This is a genomic window from Vallitalea pronyensis (assembly GCF_018141445.1).
Lineage (GTDB): Bacteria > Bacillota > Clostridia > Lachnospirales > Vallitaleaceae > Vallitalea > Vallitalea pronyensis.
In genome coordinates this window covers 1141383-1166243 of record NZ_CP058649.1, presented here as the reverse complement: position 1 = coordinate 1166243, position 24861 = coordinate 1141383, and the positions used below count along the sequence as shown (strand labels likewise).

Here is a 24861-nt window from a genome sequence, read left to right as displayed (position 1 = left end):
ATATAATCCGCTTATCCCTATTAATCCCTTCAATTAAATGATGCCTCATGGATATGACCTACAATGAAATCTTGTTGTCCTGCTGCCCCAGAAGCCACTTCATACTTAGGAAATACAACTACAATGTCGCCATTTCCCTCAATGTAAAAACCTCTATCTTCAGAGATTTCCATGGTTTTAAAATGGTCTATATCGTATAGAATGTTTTCTTTTTCCATGCGACTTAACATTTGTTTTTCAACGGATTGTTTGACAACTTGAGCAAAATCATCGCCTAATACATCTCTAAGGGTCAGTGTCTCACCTGTCTTAAGATGCATGTTGTAATACAGTATGTCGTTGTATGCTGGGGCTAATGTTTGATATTTATAGATTTGAAAGGATAGGATTTTATCAGAAGTATAATATTTTTTATAATCAATGGTCGTTTCAATTTTTTGATAGGTTGCCTCCGTGCCACCTGTCTCTAGATACGCTTCCTTATACGCTGCATCTAACTGTGCTTGTTCTTCAATTAGAGCATCAACACGAGCAGTAATCATGTCATTAATTTGTTTTTCAATGTCTTTGTTTTCTACATTCCCAATTTTCGGTACTTTTACTTCCCCTATGGAGGTATCATTATCTATGATATATTCCCTAAACGTCATGACTTTGGCGATGTCACCAAGTATAGGTATTTTATATATATTCTCAGCTGCTGTCGAACTTGCATTCACTGTAATGCCTAAGATAATGAGTAATGATGCAACTGTTGCACTTACTCTTTTTATCCACATAGGTAACCGATGCCTCCTATTTATATGATTATCCATATGTTTTACCTCTCTTATTCTTCCTTTACTGATTGCTTCATCAATAACGTGACCCAATTGGTCCGGTATATCGATGTTATCATAAAACTGACTTAACCGTTTTAATTGATCATCCACACTTATAACCTCCCATTAAAAGTTTCAGCTGTTTAATGCCTCTTCTAAGCCTGGTTTTAACTGTATTTTGATTTAATTGTAATATATCGGCTATCTGTTCTATTTGCATTTGTTTAAGATATTTTAATATAATGATGGATCGATATTTTTCAGGCAATTTATCAACTGCAAGGTGTAAATCCATGATTTCTTCATGGTTTACATCTTTTTCTCTAACTGTTTCGATGTATTGATTATCATATATGATTTTCTTCTTTTTTCTCAGTACTTTAATACTCTCATTAATTAGTATACGATAAAACCAGGTCTTCATATATTCTGCTTCTCTCAATGTATGGAGAGCTTGCAAGCCTTTATATGTGGCTTCACTAATGATATCTAAGGCATCATGCTCATTTTTTACATGACTATAGGCTAATTTATAGAATTCTTCTTTATTTTCTTTCATCATGAGTATATATTTTTCTTCCAGCTGGTCGATCACTTGCCCTAACTCCTTTCTCTTGACACCTATTAGATAGACTAGGCCGTGAAAAAGTTTCAAAAAAATTTTCTTTTTTTATTTTAGCATACATGTTTAACTCTTTTTTTAGTAATATTTAGGTTTAAAAAAGCTAAGTAAAAAACGCCTGAACGTTTTTACTTAGCCACAAACAAACACATATGGATTTTTTTATTGGTTTGTTACTATCATACTTATGACCTTCGCGTACTTACCCGCTTCACATATTGTCTAAGGGTATAGACGCCATCATGAGGTTCACCTGCATAGGTCTCTGACATGGTTCCACACGTAGTTATTCGGGTAACCCCTGCCCTGTAGAAGATACGGGATAATATGTCATGTTCTTTCTCTGAACAACTAAGGGAAGCGGTCTGTAGGTGCCCATGGTGCTCACGTAAGACCTTCATCAATGTCTTTCTATTGATGGGCATCAGCCATATGTTTCGATTGAGTGGTGATGGCTTAAGCATGGGTTGATTGTCCATCATGACGGATACTTGTTGTAAAGGGTCTATGAATAACTGCTTATCACCCAGTATGGTTTCCATCTTAATAAGCTGACGAGCCCATGTAATCTCCCCTTGTTCCCTTATGTCTAGCTCCCTTGGTGGATACAGCTCATTTGCTGCTATAAGGGCCTGTAATAAAGTTTGCCCAAATGACGCTAGTGCTTCCTTATCTTCCGTCTCATAAAACACGCATTGTGGTGAATTGCAATATTGTTGGTCACTGATACAGATTTCTTTAGCTAAGGCGGCAATATCCCTTTCCATCTCATCATGGGTTGTGAAATAGGCAAAGCTCATCCGATGCCCCCATTCAATAAGAGGCAAATGTGGCGGTGCTAATTGACGAATTCCACCTATAGCTTCATCTGACCCCCATACAATGACCCCATCAACCAGACCAGCAATGGCTTGTAATGTTGTTGTATCACTGGACGGTATGTCAAACACATAAATATAGGGTTTGAGTCTTGGTTCTATGTCCACCAATGCTTTTAACAGCCTCATGGAAATACCACCTTCATATGAAGGAAGTTTTAGTATGTTGATGTTCCCTGTTAACAAGCCTTCAATGATACTCATAACCGATAGAGCGATCACATTGCCTGCCCCTATATGCAGCATTACCCCGTATGGCTCATACCTTTCTTCTATACCATCCTCCACGTTCTTCCACTCATAGAGGGTGTCATCTAGTTCCCTATGGATTTTCTTCCATAAAGCATCTGTTGTAAATAATTCTCCCATGGCAGCTATTAAGATTTTTGCCTTCCATGGACTCACACCTTGTTCCACCAACTCTTTGGTTAAAGATTCCATATCCATTGTCATCCTTAATTGATGCACTGCGTCGATGACGATATTCTGAGCTAATGGTTCTAAAAGTAAATCTTGTTCCAGATGTTCTTGTAGCTTATGGATGTGATGACTTTGTATTGAACCGTCTAGGGTTTCTCCTCTAAATAGATGCTCCATGGCTGCCTCCTTTCATGAACTCAGCTGCTGTCATGGCACATGATTTCCCCCTGCTTGTTCCTGCACGCCCAAGGACTTCAAAATAAGGTGTTGTAATGCCGCAGCCGCATTGTCTACCGTCTCGTAATACAGCCATATCCCCCATGATAATGGAAGATATGGGCATGGATGATACCAATGGACTGATAAAGCTTAGAAATCCTGGCTGGTCGAAACCTACAGGTTCAAGAGTCTTCACGTCCCGAATTACCACACGGCTCCAAATGGGTACATGCATGTGATGGTGCTTGCACTCCGGATAGGCCACACTGTGCTCTACAGCGCTGTAAAAATCACGGCAGTTTTTGGCTGGAATCCCTAATACGGATTCCACTAACCCGTGAAGTTCTTCTTTATCAATAGCCTGATCATTGTATTGTTTCCAACCGCCACCTGTAAGAATCACAGACTTATTGCTGAGATTAAAGGTCATATGGTTATCTTGAAGCATTTTTAAGAGCATGTAGAGATAGGCTGGAAAACCTAGCATACGTACAGGCAACCGCATCTTGGCATATCGTTTAAGTGCTGCCATGATACCAAAGTAATCAATATGATAATCTGAACCTACTGACCGAAGGGCAAAAGCTTTACCAACAGCAGGTGCAAAACGCATCATACCTAAGAGCACTTTAACATTTCCCATGGCATTACCTTCTCGCGGCTCATAGCCTAAAAGCATATAGTTGGTGGGTAGTAGTGATATAAGCCCATGGTATTTCATCGCTTTTATAATCATCTTGGTGCCAAGCCGAACAGAATTCTTATCAAGAAACACCTGACTCTTTTGTCCCTGCGTTCCAGATGACGTTGCATGAATAGCCACCTGTGAGGGGTCTATACTCATAATCTCATGATATTTAAAGAAATGTGCCGGTATGGTAGGTATTTGAGCAAGGTCCTTTTCTGTCTTTAGCATGTCCACATGGTAATCAGCTTCTTCTAATAACTGTTTATAAAATGAACAATGGTTGACATGATAACCTATGGATTCCCTCATAGCTTTGATAAATAGAGGGCTGCTCCCTTGATGATCATAGATTCTATTATATTTAAATAATTGTTCAATGGCTTCCATGTAAACCCTCCTTTGTAAAATACACCTGTTATGTCTTAATGCTACCATACTTTTCTTTTGACAACAACTAATATACAGCCAATAAAATAACGGCTATCTCCATTAAGAAAGACAACCGCTATTTTACATGCACTATCTATTCATGTTCCGCTACTCTGTATCTAAAATCACTGTTAATGTGCTATCTCTAGGCAGTGTTACATGTATATCATACGTACCATCACCCATATTTTCTATACCCACTGTTCTATTTACAATGGTACCTCTATCTGGTTCTCCGGTTAAAGCGCTTCCATAATATGTCCCTTCAAAAGCTAAAGCATCTTTCACCACTAAATGGGCTGGTGCGTTTATAAGACGTACCGTGGTGCTATAGGTTTTATCGTTGCCATTGGCGATACCGAGTATAATCTTGTTCCCATCCTTAAAGCATCCGCTATAGAGCTGATGTGCTTGTTGATGGGGTGCTTCTATCACTTGAGCACCTACTGGAATATGTGGGAATAAGGTTAAAAGTGCCTGATAAACGGGTTTTGGATTTCCCCATAAATCTACCAATCCCCAAGACTTGCTCTTACGATGCACTTCTGTGGGCTCATCATTTAACTGCCAGACCAGAGTACTATTGGCACCGCTGTTCAGTAAAGCCAATGTATTTTCATAGACCCTTACTGCATATGGTATGACATTGGATACACTATGATAAGGAAAGACTTTTTCATCATCCCAGGAACCAAAGTTATCGGGCATTTTATAATAATGATTGTGATAGTCTGATTGCTTTGTTGCATATTCTGTAACGAAAACAGGCTTATGAGGGTTAACCTCTTGAACGGATTCTTCAAAAGGTAACCAACTTTTTTCAATGGACCTGCCACCTTCTAAGAAACCACTTTGATCGTCCATCCATATATGGGTTGACCAGATGCTTAGATCTTCAGCTTTTGTATCCTTAAACCATTCTATATACTGTTCAGGCCTGCCATGCTTAATACCTGTCAAACCTGGTCCAACAATGCCCACTTGCTCATATCCTTTTTCGTCCAGCTCTTTTCGTACATGTTGAACCAATTGAAAATATTCCTTAGGAGCAATACCCAAACTCCACTCACCGTTACTATCAGGTTCATTCATTAATTCAATGTACTCCACCTCAATACCTTGTTGATACAATTGTTCCACATGCTCTGCCCACCATTTGCCAAAGCCTTCAGGGTCTTTAAGCATACCATTATGGGCAACATGATTAGGTCCATACCATATCATATAAATCCATTCAATACCCTTGTCATTCGTTACTTCCCTTAACTTCTTCATATCCTCCCATGTGGCTGATTCAAGATAATTCTCTATTCTTATGTATTGAATGTTTAATGCTTCAAGGGCTTTTTCCCGAATACTAGGTAAATCAGGATACTTATCTGTGGCACCATATGCCCAGACTTGCGCACCAAAGCCATAAAAATCTTGTTGGGTCCGTTGCAGATCATATGTGAGCTGTTCTCCTTTTTTATCCCAATGGGTTATATGCTCTTTGATGAACTTGGTGAGCTGTTCTGCCATTTTTTTATGGATAGCCGCCTTAGGCTGTTCTGTTGATACCCAATCATTAAATAACATGTAGTGAATGGTATTTACTTGTTCTTGTTCACGAAGCATGTGTACGACTTCTTCTATGTATTGTGGGAAAGGTGATGATGAATCCATGGACTCCGTACCGCCTAAGGTTAATACAATATCCACGTTATGGTTGTATTTTTTGCTTATTTTATGGATAAAAGAAACATAAGCTTGTTTAATCTCTTCTGGCTGTCTATCTTGGAGCATACGGTAATCGTTTTGACCCAGATGAATGATGACCATATGGGGCATCCACGCTTTAAAATCCCATACCTTCATACCGTGAATGTCTGTTCGATAATAATAATCCACCATGGTTTCATCCAGCTCATCACTCTTCATGATACCTAAACCGCTTAAAGCCGTCACATGTTCTTCAGCTTCTAGATTCTGGGCAGTTATGGCAGCAAAGGTTTGTGTATAATTCTTATTTTTGGTTTCCTTGGATTCTCCTTTTGCATCATCCATGCCATAGCCGCTTACGGTACCATCACCAAAAAATTCTATACGAAGCTTGGCATAATCCGATGGTGTCTGTATACGTTTACCAGGGTCAATATCAAAGCCTAAAAATGTTGTACCACCGTCCCATCCTTCTGTTCTTCGCACAATCTTAAGGCTGTGAACCGTATCATCTAAGTCTTCAGCAACGGTATAGACCTGCTTTCCCTTTTCACATGCTAGCACGGTTTCCTGCCCATCAATGATAACACTGTAATAATTCTGCCCATGCTTCCCACCTTCATCGTCAAAATGAAGGTTAAGGGATGTTCCTTCAAAATGGGTTTGAATGACTGAACCTGACCAATACAGTATGGGCTGTCTTGCATTTTCAAAATCGATTCGTCCTTTATACTTGATGTTACGATTATCTGGATATATTCTTGTGCGTTCTTTCGTTACTATCTCATCCCTTGGGTCTTCATTGATTGACGCTTCTACAGCACTTTTCTCCTTGTTGTCATTGGCTTCTTCTTTTTGTTCATCTATGGGCTTATCCACCTTGGTGCAGCCTATGCATAACAGCAAGATCACTATCATAACTGCTTTTACTTTCATAACTTCCCTCCAACATATCTTTTCAACTGATGCTATATCTGTCTATGTCATGGTTGTCAACAGCACCATACCATTAGACGGCAGCTGTATGGTGACTTTGTCCTTAACGTCCTTTAATACTGCAACAGGAACTGGAAAACCTTGCTCATCTGTTGGTCTTGAGGACTCAAAATAATGGTAGTGTGAAAGGGTTGTCTTGTTTGTATGGGGTAGAGCTACATCTAGCACTTGTTCTTCTTTTTCATGTGTGACAAAAGCAAGGGTATAGTCCATACAATCACCCTTTTCTACGATACCACAAACGGCCCTTACACCTATCCCTCCCATTGTCATGTGATGGATTTGACAACCTGCTGGAAAATATCTTGAAAGTAGAGCCACAGGATAATACCAAGGTCTTAATGGGGTTTCTTCCTTGGAAAAACTGCTCCAAAATCCCCATACTTTGAACATATTATCTTCTGGACATGTGTTTGGTGCATTATGCATAATATCATCCAGCATCCACATAATAATACCTGTTTGGCCACCTCGCATGCTCTGAATAATATAATCGGCCATGTAGACACCGTAGTCAAAATTCTTCACCCGATGTTGTTGGTCATAGTACGCATCTTTACCCGTTACCAGCCCTGCTTCACCCATGTAAAAGGCTTTTGACGGGGTATCTTGATGATGGATAAGTTCCCTTTTTTTCTTAACAAATTTCTCGATTTCACCATTGATAATGCTATTATCCGAGGCATAATGATGGACATTGTAGATATCAATGGTCTCCGGTATGTCTTCTATGATTTTATCGATCCAATCGATATGATACCAGACATCTGGTCCTGTTAGCAATATCCGATCTCTTAGGTGCCTTTTTTTAAGAGCATTGGATAAACAGGTGATACCTTTTTTCCATATTTCATAAGGGTCCTCATTATCATCAATCCCCCATTCACCATCGGGTTCATTGATAAAATTATAGATTTTAATACATGTGTATTTGGGAAGCATGTGTTCTAAAAAATCCACAATCATACGAATCCATCGAGGGTCGCATGAGGATGTAATGCCTAGAGATTTGGGTTTGCTCCATTCACCAACAATCACAGACACATTTTTTTCTTCGCAGTAGGTCAGTATATTTTCAATATTTTTCATCTGCCTAGACTGCCAATCATATATAGGGTTGTTGTCCTGGTCAAATCCCTTGCAGTAATAGTCTGCATTATACATGCACCGTATAAAACGCACACGCATGAAATCTAATCGTTCATAGGTTATATCCCATTCTTCATGTGTCAGCTCATAGTTGTCACTGGGGTCCCACTCTACACCTATACCTAATTCGTTTTTTGTGATAGACGGCATGTTCATTATTGTCATATTTCCCCTCCTTGTATACGTTTAAGGGGCTGTCTATAAAGCAACATCGTCTTAAATGCTAGCTAATAAAATGCTTTATACGACAGCCCTTATGCTATATTTGCTATTGTAGTAAGAAATCTAAAAGCTCTGAGACGGAACAAGTAGCTACACAACAATATTTATCTGCTCCACCATAATAAACATATAAGGTATCTCCTACGATTACATTCCCTGTTGGAAAAACACAGCCCTCATAGAATCCTTCTGTTTCATAATCATGTTCTGGTTCCATAATATAATCGGAAGCTCTGGCAATAATGCGAGTCGGGTCATGGGTATCAAGAAGCATAGCCCCTACGCGATAAATGCCTTCATCATCCACACCGTGATAGAGGGTTAACCAGCCTTTATGGGTTTTAAGAGGCGGTGTGCTGCCACCGATTTTCTTTTCCCAAGGGCATTCACCTTTGGCAAGCAGTTGGCTGTCATGCCATTCCATTAGATCATCGGAAAAGCTTATCCAGATGGATGGATAGTCGCATCCATAGGCTTCTCCAACCCATTCTTTTGGGCGATGCAGTTTCACATATTTACCTCCAACCTTTTCTGGAAATAAAATGACATCCCGATCATCTAAGTTTGTTTTGGTGATTCTCCCACATTTTTGATAGGTTTTCAAATCTTTTGATAGGGCTAATCCGGTATTTGCAATATTCTTTTTCAGACATAGAGGCGCATCTTCCCCAACATCATAAGAACGGACTTCATCCGGTTCAAATAACCAATATTGTCCGGGAGGATAGGGTCTGTAGGCATATGTCACATAATACGTATCCCCAAATTTGACGATTCTAGGGTCTTCTACACAGCCCCCATCAAAACTGTTGGGTGTAGGCGATAAAACAGGTGTATTGCTCGATCTTTTGAAATGAAAGCCATCATCACTCTCTGCTAAGCCGATATAAATATAATGGTCCTCGTCATCACCTGCTGCACGATAGAGCAAATAGAACTTACCCGCTTCATACCATGCACCGGGGTTACATACAGCTAAATTTTCCCATTGGTTAGCTTTGTTAGGTTTTATAATGGGATTGTTTTCGTATTTCATTAATTTCATTTCTGTTCTATTCCTTTCTAAGCCACTGGCAATGCTAGACGTCCTATACTATAGATGAAGCTTTATTGATTAAGCTCTTCTAAGACAGCATCCACTTTGGGGCTCATCATGTCTAACCACTCTTGCCAGTCATCTTCCAAGCTTTCATAGGTGGATGTCACAATAATTTCTTTTATCTTATCCCCAAAATCAGCACCTAACGTACCATATTTCAAATAATTTGGTGTGGTGACATCAAGGAGTTCTAAATTAACCTCAGCCACATTGGTGGGGTTGTTGGTTCTTTCTAAAATCCACTCTTCAGCCATGTCAATGGAGTTTTGTGCAAACATGGGATTGATGTAATCCGTATCTTCAAACAGAAGGGACATGGCTCTTAGGTCTCGAGCTGGGTACGTTGGCTTCTGAGGTATACCATTTTCATCTTTTTCCCAGTGGGTAATGACTTCACCATCTTTTACTTCCCAGTCAACTCCTTCCACACCAAAGAATACGTGGCGTGTCCCTTCTTCAGAGGCTAACCAATCCATAATATACATGATTCTTTCCATTTTTTTATCATCCACGGAACTGCTATAGATATCATGGGACCAAGAGTTTTCCACTTCATAAGCCCAATACTTGCCATCTGGACCTTTTACTTTCATCAGTGCAGTGGCTTCAAATATTTGTTCATCTGTCCAATCTGGATTGGCGTTACGTAGTTTGGTTCTTAACTGCTCAATATTTTTGATAACAAAATTATCGGAATAAATCCCCACTAAGCCAGCTTCATATAGGGCATGGGCATCGTAGCCTTTACCTGTATAGAAATCCTGCCAGTATAATCCCTCGTCATAGATTTTTTTAAAGGCTTTTAAGCCTTCCATTGTTTCTGGCATGGCTGGTCCCCATACATATTGGCCATCTACTTTTTTATATTGGTCTGCATAAATGTTATATGCTCTAATCAGTGATGTAATTGCAAAGTCTTGGTCGGCAATAGGAATGGTCTTGCCTGAACCATTACCACCAGGGTCTTTCTGTGCAAATTGTCTTGCTACGTCTAAGAATTCTTCCCAGGTATAGACATCTTTTGTGATTCCTAGTTCATCAGCCCAGTCCTTCCTATAGACGTACATATGTAAGGATAAAGCATTGTGCCGATTAGCACCATTGAATTTTGGCCATGCCCATAGCTGACCATCCATTGTTGCTTTTGATATACCAACAGTCATTTTTTCTTTTAGAGCTAAAAGATGTGGAAAACGGTCATCAATCTCAGGAAGGGGTCTAATGGCACCACCTTCTGCCCAATCACTCAATTGTCCTTTCTCTAACTCATAAAATAGGATATCAGGCATATCGCCTGTATTCACCATCACATTAACTTGTTCTTTTCTATCGTTCCAGCTAAGTGGATTGGCCACAATGGTCACGTTGAATTGTTCTTGAATCTTCTGTAAAACAGGGTCATCTTGCTCCATTTCCCCAGTAAACCAACCAAAACTTATTTCCATATGTTCTTCAAAAGGATTGTCCGTTGATGTATCTGCTTGTGAACTGTCTTTTGTACCCTTCCCCTTGTTTGCTGAATCATTGGAATTTGCAGGTTTCTCTTTGTTTGAACAACCTGCTAATAATACCCCAATCATCATAAGTATTGTGAGTATAGAAACAATCTTTTTAAGTCTCATAAAGCCTTCCTCCTTCATTCCTTATCAATATTTATTACATAATTCGGTCATCTGCATGTGATGAACCGCAATCATATACCAGCTATCCTTTTATAGCACCAATCATAATACCTTTCATAAAATACTTTTGTAAGAGAGGGTATAAAAGCATAATGGGAAGTATGGTCACAAAGACCCCTGCCATTTTTACCCCGTCTTGAAATAACCCATCCTTAACGATATCTGGAATATTTCCAGATTCTGCTGACTGCACTTGTGAGATAAGCCTTCTTAACACCAATTGAAGGGTATGTTTACTGCCATCTCGTATAAATAACATGGCATTAAACCATTCATTCCATCGATCCACCGCATAAAATAAGCCGATAGTGGCTAGTGAAGGCTTGGAGACAGGCAAGATAATTTTGATTAATACTTGAATTTCATTAGCCCCGTCTATTTTTGCAGATTCCACTAAGCTCTTAGGTATGGTTGAAAAAAAGTTACGCATAATCAGCATAAAGAATGTATTAATACCCGTAGGGAGAATCATAACCGCAATCTTATTGGTTAAATCCAAACTGTTAATTAACATGTAGTAAGGAATGAGCCCACCACTAAAATACATGGTGAAAATAATAAAATTCAGTACAAGCCCTTTTCCTTTAAAATGATTTTTGGATAAGGCGTAAGCGGTGATTACCGTTAAAAACATGTTATAGAGAACGCCTACAACCGTTACAATGGACGTGACCCGATAGCCCGACCAGAATTTTTTTGATAAAAAGATGAATTGATACGATTTTAGATCAATCTCACTGGGCCATAGCATAAAAGGTGTCTTGGTATACGTATTCTGAGGTACTAAAGACACTAAAAAACTATTATAAAAAGGATAAAGAATCAATAACCCATAGAATGCCAATAAGAGTATGATTGCTATATCAAAACCCGTCATTTTTCTTTTTTTCAATGTATTCACCTCCTAGAATATCCCTCGCTGTCCTAATGCTTTTGCCACACGATCCGCTGTCACAAGTAAGCCGAAATTAATCACGGACTTAAACAAACCCACAGCAGTACTAAACCCAAAATCAGGCGGACGCTGGAAGGTGATGCGATAGACAAAGGTATCAATGATATCGCCAACTTCATAGACTGTTGGGTTATATAAGTTAAAGACTTGGTCAAAGCCGTATCCTGCATTCATCACTTGACCAATACTTAAGAGTAGCAGCAGTTCTGCCACCGATCGCATACCCGGCCATGTCACATAACGAATTTTTTGAAAACGATTGGCACCATCAATGGTAGCTGCCTCATAGAGTTCTGGATTAATACCTGATATAGCAGCCAGATAGATGATGCTGCTCCATCCTGCTTCTTTCCAAATATCTGTGATGTACAATAAGGGGCGAAATAACTGCTTATCCGCAAGAAAATGCTGACGTTCTAAACCAAGAACAGATAACAAGTTGTTCACAGCACCTAGATTCCCAAAAATGTTCAACACAATACTTGAAATAATGATCCATGATAGAAAATGTGGAAAGGTGAAAACCGTTTGAAGTGTTTTCTTGAATTTCTTAAACCGCAATTCGTTTAACAAGATGGCCAATAGGATAGGAATAGGAAATCCAAAAATAATTTTCCCAAAGCTGATGATAATGGTATTTTTAAAGGCTTGAATAAACTCAGGTTCTACAAACAGCATTCTGAACTTTTCCAGTCCAACCCAAGGGCTCCCTAGAATACCACCTTTGAAGGTATAATCTTTAAAAGCGAGTATAATACCATACATAGGACCATACGCAAAGAGCAGATAAAATAATATACCAGGCAAGAGCAGTAGATAGATATATTTATTCCTAAGTATATCTCTTACAAATTTTTTGTGAGGATGTTGCTTCAATCTTAATCCCATTTCTTGTCTCATCGCTGACTTCCTTTCATTGTGTATGCATTCATTCTACATGGAAAAGACAAGAAACAAAATGGATGCTTCTCTGGTTTTTTTGTGTAGATTTATGTTTTATTGGCTTTTGGTACTTTTTTTTGTTATAATGAATTAACTTTGATTATGGGCTAGGAGGTGGGTTGGTTATGTATCGGGTCATTTTGGTAGATGACGAGCCTTGGACATTAGCAGGACTTCACAAGATTTTTGATTGGCACCACATGGGTTTTGACGTCATTGATAAAACAACGGATTCTGAGTATGCTCTAGAAGTGATTCTAAAAGAAAAGCCAGATGTTGTCTTTACAGATATTCGTATGCCAGGTATTTCCGGTCTGGATCTCATTTCCATATCAAGAGAAAATGGTCTAAACACAGAGTTCATTATTATCAGCGGTCACGATGAATTTGCTTATGCGCAACAAGCCATTCGATTAGGTGCTTTTGAATATTGTTTAAAACCCTTAAAAAAAGATAGCAATCACACCCTTCTAAAACGACTTGCTGCTCACTTAAAAACAAAGAAAACCAGTTCGATACCCCTTGATACCGACGTGATGAGTTACAATGTTCATTTTAACAATCTTTTAAATTACATAAAGCCACACTTTAATCAAAAACTTCAATTAAATGACTTATGCGAACAATTTTATATCAGCCAATCCTATTGCAGTGAATTGTTTAAGAAAGAACTCGGTAAAACCTTCACAGAATACCTACTATCCATTCGAATGGAAAAGGCCAAAACCTTTCTTGAAACCACAACCCTTTCCATACAAGAAATTGGTCAGCAGGTAGGGATACATGATTATTATCATTTTATAAAAACCTATAAGAAATATTATGATGTAACGCCTTCAAAATACAGAAAATCCCTTAGGAGTTAAACCATATGTTAAAAAAATTATCTGTTAGGAATCAGTTAATTTTATTTCTTCTTGTGACGATTATTTTGGTGCTGGTTATGCAAATATACAGCTATTTTCGTGGTGAAAAAATCATTCAACATAATGTGGAGACTTATACACATAATGTGATGACCCAAATGTCCAATAATGTGAATACTGTCTTGGCCCGTATAAAAAAATCCAATGTGTCCATTCTCTCCAATACCTACATACAAGATTTCCTTCAAGAAAAAAATCCCAGTGAAAAAATAGAGCTTGATAACTACATTGCTAAATTTCTATACCCTATGTTAAACGCCAACAAAGATATTGCCTCCATATTGCTTGTGGATGAAGATGGCAAGTTTTATCGCTATGTGTATAATGAAGAATATGTACCTGAAATCGTCATCTATCAAAAGTTGGTGAAAAAATACCGCATCAATGATCAGCATCATGCAAAAAGATTTTTTTCAACGCCCATGACTTTTGGTGATGACATCTATTATTGTTATGTTGCACCTGTTTATATCTTTGATACCAACAAAACCCGAAAAAAAATAGGTGACTCCATCATTGTCATCAATGCCACACACTGGAAACATTATTTTAATGATATTCTTTTTGCACCAGATTATCAATTATTAATCGTGGATGAAAACAATCAATTAGTCTTCTCGAATGGTACAGATGATAACGAAGACATGGATATCCCTTATATCACCAGTCAACTGGCTGACGATGATCGTCTTGTCCGTACTGTTTATCATGATAAGAACATTATTCTAAACAGCCAGTCCATTGAAGAAACAGGTTGGAAAATCATTAGTCTCATTTATTCGGATACCCTTTTTCAGAGTTTAAGAAAAGACTCTATTTTACAGCTGACATTAGGTATTGGTTTATTCTTTCTTCTCCTGATTATCGGCATCACCATCATTCGTAATTTTACGAAACCCATTAACGAAGTACTGCGCACAATAAAAATGATTGGAAAAGGTAAAACGAAAAAGAAAATCGTGGTCAAGCCCAACAATGAAATAAAAATCATCGCCGATGCCATCAACCATATGATGGATAATATTCGCACCATGCAAACAAAAATCTTTAATACCCAACAAGAATTATACGAAATGGAGCTTAAAAAGAAGTTCTCAGAAATTCAATATAAACAAGCTGAGCTGTCAGCATTGCAAAGCCAAATTAATCCTCATTTTTTGTATAACACACTGGATTGCATTAAGAGCATCGGATTGGTGTATGATATTGAGGAAATTGTTCAAATCTCCAGTTCAATGTCCGATATCTTTCGTTACAGCATAAAAGGAAAAGAGCTAGTGACCATTGAAGAGGAAATCGCATGTATCAGCAATTACTTACAGATTATGTCCATTCGCTTTATGGAAAAGTTCACCTATACCATGAATATGGATGACCAGCTATATCCCTGTAAAATCATTAAGATGATTCTTCAACCCATTGTTGAAAATTCAATCTTCCACGGTTTAGAACCTAAAAAAGGGCATGGTCATTTACAGATAAAAGGCAAATTAGACAATGATATCGTCACATTCACCATATCCGATAATGGCATTGGTATGAAAGAAGAAGAATTAAAAAAATTAATCGACTATATGGACTCATACTATGCGTCCAATGATATGTATGTAGAGAATACAGGGGGCTTAGGTGTAGCTAATATTAATAAACGGATTAAAACCTTTTTTGGTGATGCTTACGGTGTATGGATTACCAGTACAAAGGATATAGGGACTACTGTTACTGTTTTATTGCCTAAACAGATGTAGACGGAACAAAAGAGGCTAAGCCTTGTTCCACAAAGTGGATTTGTTCCTTATGAAAGTTTCCTTAGCACAAATGAGAATGCTCCTATCTCATTTGTTAAATGAAAAGCCCTATAAGCATAATAAAAGAGATGCATGGTCGTGCATCTCCTTACTGGTCTATCACTATAACATTGCTATTAAGCACAAATCATATCAATATCCTCTTGCTTAATGGTTTCTTTTTCCATGAGATCGTCTACAATACCTGTTAAATAATGATAGTTATTCTGGAGCAATGTCCTTGTCTCATCATAGGCTTGTCGAATCTCTTGGCGGCATTGTTTGAGAATATCTGTATCGTTCATGTTCGCTGATTCTGCATTGAATATACCCAGTTCATCATCCATACCAAATTTCATAATATAGTCTTTCACCAATTGGGACGCTTTTTCGATGTCATTACTTGCACCTGTTGTAATTTCATCTTTTCCAAAAGCAATTTCTTCAGCAGCTCTGCCACTTAAAAGCACCCGAATATTGTTTTTTATTTCTCGTTTACTCTGGTACATTTTGTCCTTGGGTATGCTCATACTAAATCCACCTGCTCCTCTGGTGCTAGGAATAATGGTGACTTTTGATATGGTGTGCTCAGGTAATAAAAGCTTCGTAACCAGTGCATGTCCTGCTTCATGGAACGCCGTAATCTTACGGTCATGTTCTGTAATATGGCTACGGTCTTTTTTCTCTGCACCAGCAATGACCGTGTAAAATGCTTTATCGATATGCTCCTTGGATATAACGTCATCGTTATTGTTAGCTGTTATGATAGCCGCTTCATTCATCAGATTCTCAAGCATAGCACCACTAAAACATACCGTATCTTTTGCAAGATTGTCCAGCTGGACGCTGTCACATAAAGGTTTGTTCTTAGCATGCAAAGACAAAATGGCTTTTCTCGCCGTAAAATCTGGTAAACCTATTTCTATCTGACGGTCAAAACGTCCAGGTCTAAGTAATGCTGCATCTAAGGTATCCACTCGATTAGTGGCTGCGATGACCACGATACCATCATTGTCATTAAACCCTGACATTTCTGTGAGTAATGCATTCAACGTCTGATCTCTCTCATCATTACTTGCTGACGCTTTTCCTGCTCGTTTTTTACCTATTGCATCAATTTCATCAATGAAAATAACGGCTTTTTCACTTTTCTTAGCTTTCTTGAAGAGTTTTCGAATACGACTGGCACCTACCCCTACATACATCTGAATAAAATCCGAACCACTAACAGCATAAAAAGGTACGCCTGCTTCTCCTGCCACAGCTTTTGCCATAAGGGTTTTACCGGTTCCCGGTGGTCCATAGAGTAGAACACCTCTTGGCATTCTCGCACCGATAGCTGAATATTTATCTGGCGTTTGAATAAAGTCAATAATATCCTTCACCATTTCTTTTGCTTCGTCATTTCCTGCCACATTGCCAAACTTCACAATCCTAACATCGTCAACTTGTCGTTTATTAGCATCTACAATGACTTGCTTATTCTCACTAGAACCTCTTCTTACGTACCATAATACGCCTATAATCAATAGGCCAACACCTATGGTTTGAAGGGTTTTTACTGTGGCTGAACTACCACTAGCACCAACCTGTACATCATTGATTAACAAGAATTCTTTGAAGTTATCTGTTTGAGGATTGGGTACTGTGTATACAGTTGCTTCATCATCTTTTAGCTGTACATGCAAAGTATGGTTGTCCACAATACTCACCTGTTCAACCTGACTATTTTCTACATGATTTATAAATGCATTATATGTCATTTCTTTAGAATCGTTTTTAAAGAGAAAAAAGCTTCCAATGCCTGCTGAGACAACGATAATACTGATTACGATGATTAATAATTTCTTATTTTTCACCATATCACCCCTTAGTTTACATAATCTAATTAATATTATACCGTTTACAGGGGCAAAAATCTATTATAAGTATCTAGTAATAATGTATATTGTTGGATATAGAATACACCATCTTCTATAACGTAATATTATAAGGTGTAACCCCCTCCGTATAAAAGCTAGTCCCTTAATGTTTTATTTCATAATATATAACTATTGATTTAGATTCGGAAGGCATATTAATCCATTTAATGTATATCTTCTAGAAATTTTGTTGTAAAATCCTTTCTTCTTATGTCTTGAATAATAATATTGTTAATTTTAGGAACAAGATTAATAGTTTTCAATTCATCAATTGAAACCCACTTACATCCCGTACTAATAGAGCTATTTTTAGGGTCAGAATCAAGTACTCTATGTACCATCACTTCTTTAGATTCATCAATTTCGCATCTAAATACATGGCTTAATCCTCCTCGTGGTCCATATCTATATTCATCTCTTATTGGATTATATTCATATATGTACAGCATCTCCCTAACAAAAACACTTAGCCCACTTTCCTCAAGTACTTCCCTAGCTACAGCATCTCTCAAAGTTTCATCAACTTCAACACCACCCCCAGGAAGATTATAATACTCTCCATTATTGAATTCATTCAGTAATACATTATCATTCCTGATAACAATAGCTCTTGCACTCAATCTATAATTGCTCATATTCTTCCCTCCATTTAAGAATTGGCTTTGCATAAGTAAAATAATTTCTTTCATTAAAGTTTTTCACAATTATAACATGCTTAAATAACCAAAGATCTTAAATAACCCCTTCTATATCTTCACATTTTTTCTTGTATATCATAATAGGCTAGTTGTTATTAGTAAAAATGTTCATATATTCTAGTATACTTATTGTAATGTCCTTTGCTCTTTGACCATTTGTACCACTAATACCCTCTATATTAGTAACGAATGCATATTGATTTTGCTTATTTTTTACCATCCCTATAAACCACCCTAACTTATCTTCGCCTGTCCCAGTCTTGCCAGAAAGTGAGAAGTTTTCATTTTCTTCTAATATTAAGATATCTTTAACTTTATCCTGTGTATCTTTGCTAAATGGTAATTGATTATTATAGAGTTTTTTCAATAATTCTATTTGTTCATTAGGAGTAATTTCTAATGAAGATAATAACCAAAAATTCGATATTCCTCCAGATATGTTTCTGTTACCATAATCTATTTTATCAATATGCGCTTGCATGTTTGATTTACCAATATTAATAGCTAATTTTTGAAAAAACCAGACCACTGAGTGTTTTACAGCACTTGATAGTGTCTGATTGCCATTCCAACCGTTGATTTTATATTTGGTTCCATCCCATTCATATACAGTTTCTGTATCGATCACACCTGCATCTAAAGCAAATAAAGAGGCATATATCTTAAAAGTAGAACAAGGTGACATTCGCTTATTAGCATTATTTTCATTATACGTATAAGTTAAATCCGTATTAAAATCGTAAATAATAAAACACCCTGATTTATCGATAAAATATTTATCTATATTGTTTGGTAACTTTAATGGTACAATGTCTTCTAGATTTTGACTAAGCTCACCATGATTTACATTAATGCTATATGTTAATATACATATCAAAAAAAAGGATAGTACAAAAAAGGAATATTTAATAAGTCTTACTTTCCAACTACTCTTAAGCACCATAAAGCACTGCCTTCCTTTATTAAAACTATGAAATAGTTTCCAATATCCATTCCTTAATGGTCCATCAGTTTTACCGAATCTCGAATGATAATTTCAGCTGGAATAATGATTTTCTCATATTCCCTATCTTCTTGTGTGTTATTATCACGTTTTATCATGAGCTCACCAGCCTTTTGTCCAATTAACCCAGCATTCTGAGCAATAATGGTAAGACGGGGCTCAATAAGCTCGGGTATGTTAATATCCCCAAAGGTAACAAGTGACATGTCTTCTGGTATACGCAACCCCATTTCTTTTAATGCCATCATGGTTCCTTCTGCCATATCGTTATTGGCGGCAAAGAGTGCTGTTGGTAAGTCATGCATGTTCCGCTGTAACATACGCTTTACTTCCTCATAAGCTGTCATTCGGTCAAAAGCTCCCTCTACCCTATAGGATGGTTCAATGGGTATGTGATGTGCCGTAAGGGCTTGGCAGAATCCTTCATAGCGTTCTCTGGCCGTGCTTACCCCCATAAGACCATTTACCACACCTATACGCTGATGACCTTGTCCTATGACATAGGAAATGAGTTTATAGGTTGCGTTATGGTTATCTTCTACCACCAAGTCTGTTTGAAGCTCATCTAGCTTCGTATCAATCATAATGATGTTCATACCCTGGTCTATAAAGTGCTTTAATTTTCCGCTATCTTGCGTACTGGAAGCCAGTAACACAAAATCTACTCGTCGCTCATTCAAGGCGTTCAGCAGACGGAGTTCTTTTTCTGTATTCTCATCGGTACTACAAAATATGAGACTATAACCTAGAGGGCTAAGAACACTCTCAACACCTCTGGCAATATCCATGAAGTAATTGTTGGATATATCGGGTACAACCATACCTACCATATAGGTCTTGTTACACTTAAGGCTTCTTGCTATAACATTGGGACGGTAACCCAGTTCCTTAATGGTAGCCATGACATTCTCCCTTACTTGGTCACTGACAGGGTAATTTCCATTAATGACACGGGATACCGTTGCGGTGGATACTTTCGCTTTTTGAGCAACATCTTTTATTGTAATCATTTTATTCATCCTTTTTTGATAGGTTTATAAGCAGTTGGCGTTTTTAAATTATGATTGAGATACGGAGCTTGGTAATCGTTTACTATATTATATAAAATTTTTTATTGTGTATCAAGTAGCTAGTTTGGTGTTTTGTTATTGTTATATGAATGTGGTTGGGTTTAAGGCTAGTACAAGGTGTATATACTAGGTTTAGCTTGCCTTACCTTGGGGGGCGAGTCGGTCTGCGCTAAACCTAGTATATACACCTTTGCTCTCATACGTGTCGTTTTATTTAGTTTTTCTCTAAGGTAGTACCTATTAAATATCATTGGTAATCAATATTATTAATGTCTTCATGGTCCTTATTATTTGCAGATACTTTCACTTAACTAGCTGTTGAGAAAGGTAATATAGTAGATTTAGCGCAGACCGACTAGCCCCCCAAGGTAAGGCAAGCTAAATCTACTATATTACCTTCTCCCTAGCCATAATTTCCCCACTCAACCAACAATAACCTAACCCATTTGCACAACCCTTTAACCAAAATTCACATATAATATATACACCCTATTCAATAAATTTCTTATCCCATATTATAAAATTCCCCCTCCCCCCTTATATTTGCAGACACTCTTTCACTTGACTAGGCCATTAAGAAAGGTAATATAGTAGATTTAGCGCAGACCGACTAGCCCCCCAAGGTAAGGCAAGCTAAATCTACTATATTACCTTCCCCCTAGCCACAATTTCCCCACTCAACCAACAACAACCTAACCCACTTGCACACCCTCTAACCAAAACATAATTAACAACAAGTCAAATACATACACCCATACCTAACGAATAAAAGTAACCCTACAACGCGTATTTTGCTGACCCATCTTAATCATCAACATGTCTTCCTTCACAACATACCGCTGAACACCAAAATCAAGAAGTCCTTCCGCTCTTGCAATACCCGTATCATCTACCATAACTTCCTTTATATCATCAGGATTTCTAAACATAAAAGTAATAGACTGCTCCATATGTCCTTCAACATGAATATCACAATCACTACCTTCAACCTTAACAGATATATCCATATGATTACCTAAATCATCCACAAAGCTTGTGGAAGCCTCGTTGTTCACATAAATTAAAAAACTAAGTTCCTGATAACCATCTAATCGATTCCCTACATAATCACATAACGCATATTCCTCCGTTAGATTCAACGGTGTTATACTGTCTTCTCTAACAAATACGGGTATATCGGCAATATCAGCCTTTACAGTTAGATGACGGTTACCCGCATATTCTTTGTTGCTAAATAAATCCATCCACATACCTTCTGGCAGATAAACATCCTTAGTATACACATCCTCTTCTAATACAGGGGCAACTAATAGATTGCTGCCAAAGAAGTATTGTCCTTTTAGCCTGCTGCAACTTGCATCATGAGGGTATTCCACAAACATGGCGCGCATCATGGGAACACCTGTGTCACTACTATAGATGGCTTCTTGATAAATGTACGGCATAAGATTCATCCTAAGATCAACATAACGTTTGAAAATATCAATCACATATGGCTTTCCAGTTCTTTCGGCAATATTCCAAGGTGTTCTATCCCGATTAAGCTCTCCTTTTGTCTCGGCGTGATATTGCATGATGGGGCATAATGCTGCCATTTGGGTTGAACGGATGAAAAGTTCGGCTGTCGGTATGGCACCGTGAAATCCTCCAAGGTCCCATCCCCAGAACGGTATACCGGACATGCTGCAACTTAGTCCTGCATTCAGTGATGAGCGATAGGCTGTAAACGTTGATTTTTCATCACCAGCCCAGTGCAATGGGGTATTCTGTGCACCTGTGTAGCCTGCGCGACTAAAGGTTAATCCACCATCACTGGCATATTTATTGGCAAAGTCATGGAAGCTCTTAATATAATCGTTAGGAAATTGATTTCTCATTTCTTCCCCTGTACGACCGTCATGGAATAATAAATCCTTACCATATATACATTCGCCACCATCACTTTTGAACCCGTCAATACCGATTTCTTTCACTAAGTATAACCGCTTATTCAGCCACCATTCTCTTGCTTCTGGATTGGAGAAATCGGGGATTAAGCTTCTCTTAAACCATTCGTAAGAAGGTACCCGATAAGGGGTGCCATCTTTATATTGGATACAGTAACCTTTTTCCAGCATAACCCTTTCATCTTCATCCCTCTGAGCATGAGCAATACCATCCATAAATTTCTGAACGGGAGCTTGCCATAATAATAGCTTAATACCTTCTTCATGAATTTCCTCTACCATCTTTTTGGGATTCGGCCACCTACCCCATTCAGGGTATTCAAAGTCATCGTAGCATAGATAATCGTGACCGTCTTTTACCTCGTATTGGGCATCGTTAAAAATGTAAAATGTGGCTTCATCACTCCACTGCTCCAGAACAAGTGCTGTTGCTGGTATTGCATACTTTTTCGTTAATCCTATCTGCTTAAGCGTCTCTGCTTGACTATCCCAGTTATGGCTGGACATCCATAGGCCAAAAGCCCATTTAGGTGGTAGTTTGGGTCTTCCTGTTATGGCTGTAAAGCTCTGAATAACTTCTTTTGGGCTGCCCAAAAATACAAAGGTATCTAAGGACTGTTTGGTATCATGGATATCCACTTCCACCTCAAATAGATTAGATAGCTTGGTACCAAATCGAAAGACAGAGTACATGGTTGTATCCAGGTATAGACCATACCCCTTGGAGCTAATGGCTAAGGGTACGGGGATATACGTTCGCATGCCTTGATCCATGTATTCATTATAGACGTAATTATCCACGTTCTGACCTGAATATTCTATATGGCTGTAACGCTCACCCATGCCATAGTATTTCTCATCTTCTTTCGCTACGAATTTATACCTAACTTTATATACCTTACCGCTGTCATCGGATAAGAATTCTAAGAATTTTTCGCCATGTTCAGCATAGGCTTGTAAAATAACTTCCTTTATATCATCTGTTATGTGAATGAATAGCTTCTCTATATCCACATGAAGATGACCATGGTCAAGCTGTATCTGCCACCTAGCCTCATGATTTTCACCCATGATTGTCTGATGATCTTCTACAGAAAATGACCACTTGATGGTGTTGTTTGTATGTTTTTCTATCTTTAGGCAAGGCACTTGAGTGCTTTTTCCAATAGGTGTAAAATAAAGTTTCACACCATGTTCATAGGCTGAAACATCTGTTATTCTGCCTATTGGTTTCCATTCTCTTATAATGAAAGCATAGTCTTTCGAAACAACTTGAGCATTTTCTGTCTCAACAAGAAAACGATAACTTATATCATCATTAGATTCAACATGACCAATAGACCCTTCCCAATACGTCTCACCTTCATGACTGGTTTGCCTATTCATTGCTATGTTATCCATCACATTGCCATTAACAGAAGCTTGTATATAGGCTTTATGCTGCTTATTAAAAGGCTGGGTAACCATCTTAAGGATTACTTGATCATCTTTTACCGGATGGTTTGGAAATCTTTCGGTTATTTCCTTCAAGTATTTATTCCCTGTTCCCTCTTCACTATGAATGATTTTGACTTCTTCAGTGGTACCCTGTTCACCTTTTTCCTTCTTGGCAATATTACTGCTGGCAATGGCGTATAAAACATAACTTAAGATGCTCTCTGGTGTATTAGGCTCTTTTTCCTTATAATACTCATAAAACACTTCTTCTCTTGATGTGGTAGAATCAACGGCGTACAGCTTTCCATCCCTTTCCCATAGATTATCCACATATTGCAGCATGTTTTTGGCTTTTGCCATATCGCCTCTTTCTGAATAATACCAAGATAAGAGACACGTTAAATCACTTCGAACACACCCTCCATAATACATATCCTTGGTGGATAAACGAACACCTTTATCCATTAGCTCATTTTCTACCACATGAATGGATTCCACTAGAATCTGATTACCTGCGTCCATTAATGCAAAGGGTACTGCAATGATACCAATATCCCCAAGTACCTCCTTATCCCCTAATCGACTAACCACTTTGCCTATATCCAGGAATTTATCAAATAATAATGCCTGTATCTCCAGAAGAAGTTTCTGAGCTTGACCATCTCTAATGGTATTATTAATAGACTGTATGGCGCCATGGGTCATGGCCACATTACTCAGATAAATCCCATCTTCTAGCAAACCCAACCAGTGAGCCCGAGGTTGTTTCCACTCATTGATGATGTGCTTTATACTAAACTGAATGGTATCCATTAACCTATTAACAACAGCTTTATCATGGGTTGTATTGGTGTATTCACCAAGAACCCATAACCATAAGGTGATGTCATCATATGCGGACTCACCTTTCATTATCTCATTTGACACCCTATTGATAAAATATAGGGCATTTTTAGATGCATTATTATTGATAAAATAGTAGCATAAAAACGCTTCTTCTCTCACCGTTAGCTCAGCATTGTTTATTCTACTCTTTTCTTTTTCCCCAATTATGTACGGTATTCTACCCATAAGTTTACCCGATATCATCTACCATCTCTCCATTCTTTTATTAGTCATAAAAAGTATTTTAACAATTTTGTTAAACGTTTAACCACTCTCTATATCTATCATATAGGATTCTTGATGAATAGTCAATACTTTGGACTTATGATTTTTATATTCTATATATAGGGTCATCGTTATACCT

At 37.9% G+C, this 24861-nt stretch carries 17 protein-coding genes; 2 read left to right on the top strand and 15 right to left on the bottom strand.

Features of this window, described 5'->3' with window-relative positions; genetic code table 11:
* Positions 1-29: 29 nt before the first annotated feature.
* The 10 genes from HZI73_RS04815 to HZI73_RS04770 form a co-directional block, all read right to left on the bottom strand.
* Positions 30-932 carry a DUF3298 and DUF4163 domain-containing protein gene (locus HZI73_RS04815; RefSeq protein ID WP_212697126.1) on the bottom strand — a complete coding sequence of 301 codons (903 nt, stop codon included), beginning with the start codon at positions 930-932 and terminating at the stop codon, positions 30-32.
* Entirely contained in the window at positions 925-1416 is a 492-nt protein-coding gene (locus HZI73_RS04810) for a sigma-70 family RNA polymerase sigma factor (protein WP_212697125.1), read from the bottom strand. Before HZI73_RS04810 ends, HZI73_RS04815 begins: the two co-directional genes overlap by 8 nt.
* 212 nt (positions 1417-1628) lie before the next feature.
* Positions 1629-2918, bottom strand: a complete 1290-nt coding sequence (locus tag HZI73_RS04805; RefSeq protein ID WP_212697124.1) for an acyl-CoA reductase — start codon at positions 2916-2918, stop codon at positions 1629-1631.
* Positions 2902-4035: a LuxE/PaaK family acyltransferase gene (locus HZI73_RS04800; protein ID WP_212697123.1), complete on the bottom strand. Its 1134-nt coding sequence runs from the start codon at positions 4033-4035 to the stop codon at positions 2902-2904. The genes HZI73_RS04805 and HZI73_RS04800 overlap by 17 nt, the downstream gene beginning before the upstream one ends.
* Before the next feature lie 150 nt (positions 4036-4185).
* Positions 4186-6714 (bottom strand): hypothetical protein, encoded by a 2529-nt coding sequence (locus HZI73_RS04795; protein ID WP_212697122.1) that lies wholly within the window; start codon positions 6712-6714, stop codon positions 4186-4188.
* A gap of 42 nt (positions 6715-6756) precedes the next feature.
* Entirely contained in the window at positions 6757-8088 is a 1332-nt protein-coding gene (locus HZI73_RS04790) for a hypothetical protein (RefSeq protein WP_212697121.1), read from the bottom strand.
* Between the two features lie 103 nt (positions 8089-8191).
* The gene (locus tag HZI73_RS04785; RefSeq protein ID WP_212697120.1) at positions 8192-9190 is read right to left on the bottom strand and encodes a glycoside hydrolase family 130 protein; all 999 of its coding nucleotides are present in this window, start codon (positions 9188-9190) and stop codon (positions 8192-8194) included.
* Positions 9191-9252: 62 nt separating this feature from the next.
* The gene (locus tag HZI73_RS04780) at positions 9253-10866 is read right to left on the bottom strand and encodes an extracellular solute-binding protein (protein ID WP_212697119.1); all 1614 of its coding nucleotides are present in this window, start codon (positions 10864-10866) and stop codon (positions 9253-9255) included.
* 82 nt (positions 10867-10948) lie between these two features.
* On the bottom strand, positions 10949-11818 hold the full coding sequence (locus HZI73_RS04775; protein WP_212697118.1) for a carbohydrate ABC transporter permease: 870 nt from the start codon (positions 11816-11818) through the stop codon (positions 10949-10951).
* A gap of 12 nt (positions 11819-11830) precedes the next feature.
* The gene (locus HZI73_RS04770) at positions 11831-12781 is read right to left on the bottom strand and encodes an ABC transporter permease (RefSeq protein WP_246552361.1); all 951 of its coding nucleotides are present in this window, start codon (positions 12779-12781) and stop codon (positions 11831-11833) included.
* 167 nt (positions 12782-12948) lie between these two features.
* Between HZI73_RS04770 and HZI73_RS04765 the strand changes: the two genes are divergently transcribed.
* Positions 12949-13689, top strand: a complete 741-nt coding sequence (locus HZI73_RS04765) for a response regulator transcription factor (protein WP_212697117.1) — start codon at positions 12949-12951, stop codon at positions 13687-13689.
* A gap of 5 nt (positions 13690-13694) precedes the next feature.
* Positions 13695-15497 (top strand): cache domain-containing sensor histidine kinase, encoded by a 1803-nt coding sequence (locus HZI73_RS04760; protein WP_212697116.1) that lies wholly within the window; start codon positions 13695-13697, stop codon positions 15495-15497.
* A gap of 176 nt (positions 15498-15673) precedes the next feature.
* Here HZI73_RS04760 and HZI73_RS04755 read toward each other — a convergent pair whose 3' ends face one another.
* The 5 genes from HZI73_RS04755 to HZI73_RS04735 form a co-directional block, all read right to left on the bottom strand.
* Positions 15674-17398, bottom strand: a complete 1725-nt coding sequence (locus tag HZI73_RS04755; RefSeq protein ID WP_212697115.1) for an ATP-dependent metallopeptidase FtsH/Yme1/Tma family protein — start codon at positions 17396-17398, stop codon at positions 15674-15676.
* Positions 17399-17622: 224 nt separating this feature from the next.
* Positions 17623-18093 carry an NUDIX domain-containing protein gene (locus tag HZI73_RS04750; protein ID WP_212697114.1) on the bottom strand — a complete coding sequence of 157 codons (471 nt, stop codon included), beginning with the start codon at positions 18091-18093 and terminating at the stop codon, positions 17623-17625.
* A 148-nt stretch (positions 18094-18241) separates the two neighbouring features.
* Complete coding sequence (blaOXA, locus tag HZI73_RS04745) at positions 18242-19099, bottom strand: class D beta-lactamase (protein ID WP_212697113.1); 858 nt, start codon at positions 19097-19099, stop codon at positions 18242-18244.
* A 53-nt stretch (positions 19100-19152) separates the two neighbouring features.
* Positions 19153-20169, bottom strand: coding sequence for a LacI family DNA-binding transcriptional regulator (locus HZI73_RS04740; protein ID WP_212697112.1), 1017 nt, complete (start codon positions 20167-20169; stop codon positions 19153-19155).
* An 818-nt stretch (positions 20170-20987) separates the two neighbouring features.
* Positions 20988-24683, bottom strand: coding sequence for a glycoside hydrolase family 31 protein (locus tag HZI73_RS04735; RefSeq protein ID WP_212697111.1), 3696 nt, complete (start codon positions 24681-24683; stop codon positions 20988-20990).
* Between the last annotated feature and the right edge of the window lie 178 nt (positions 24684-24861).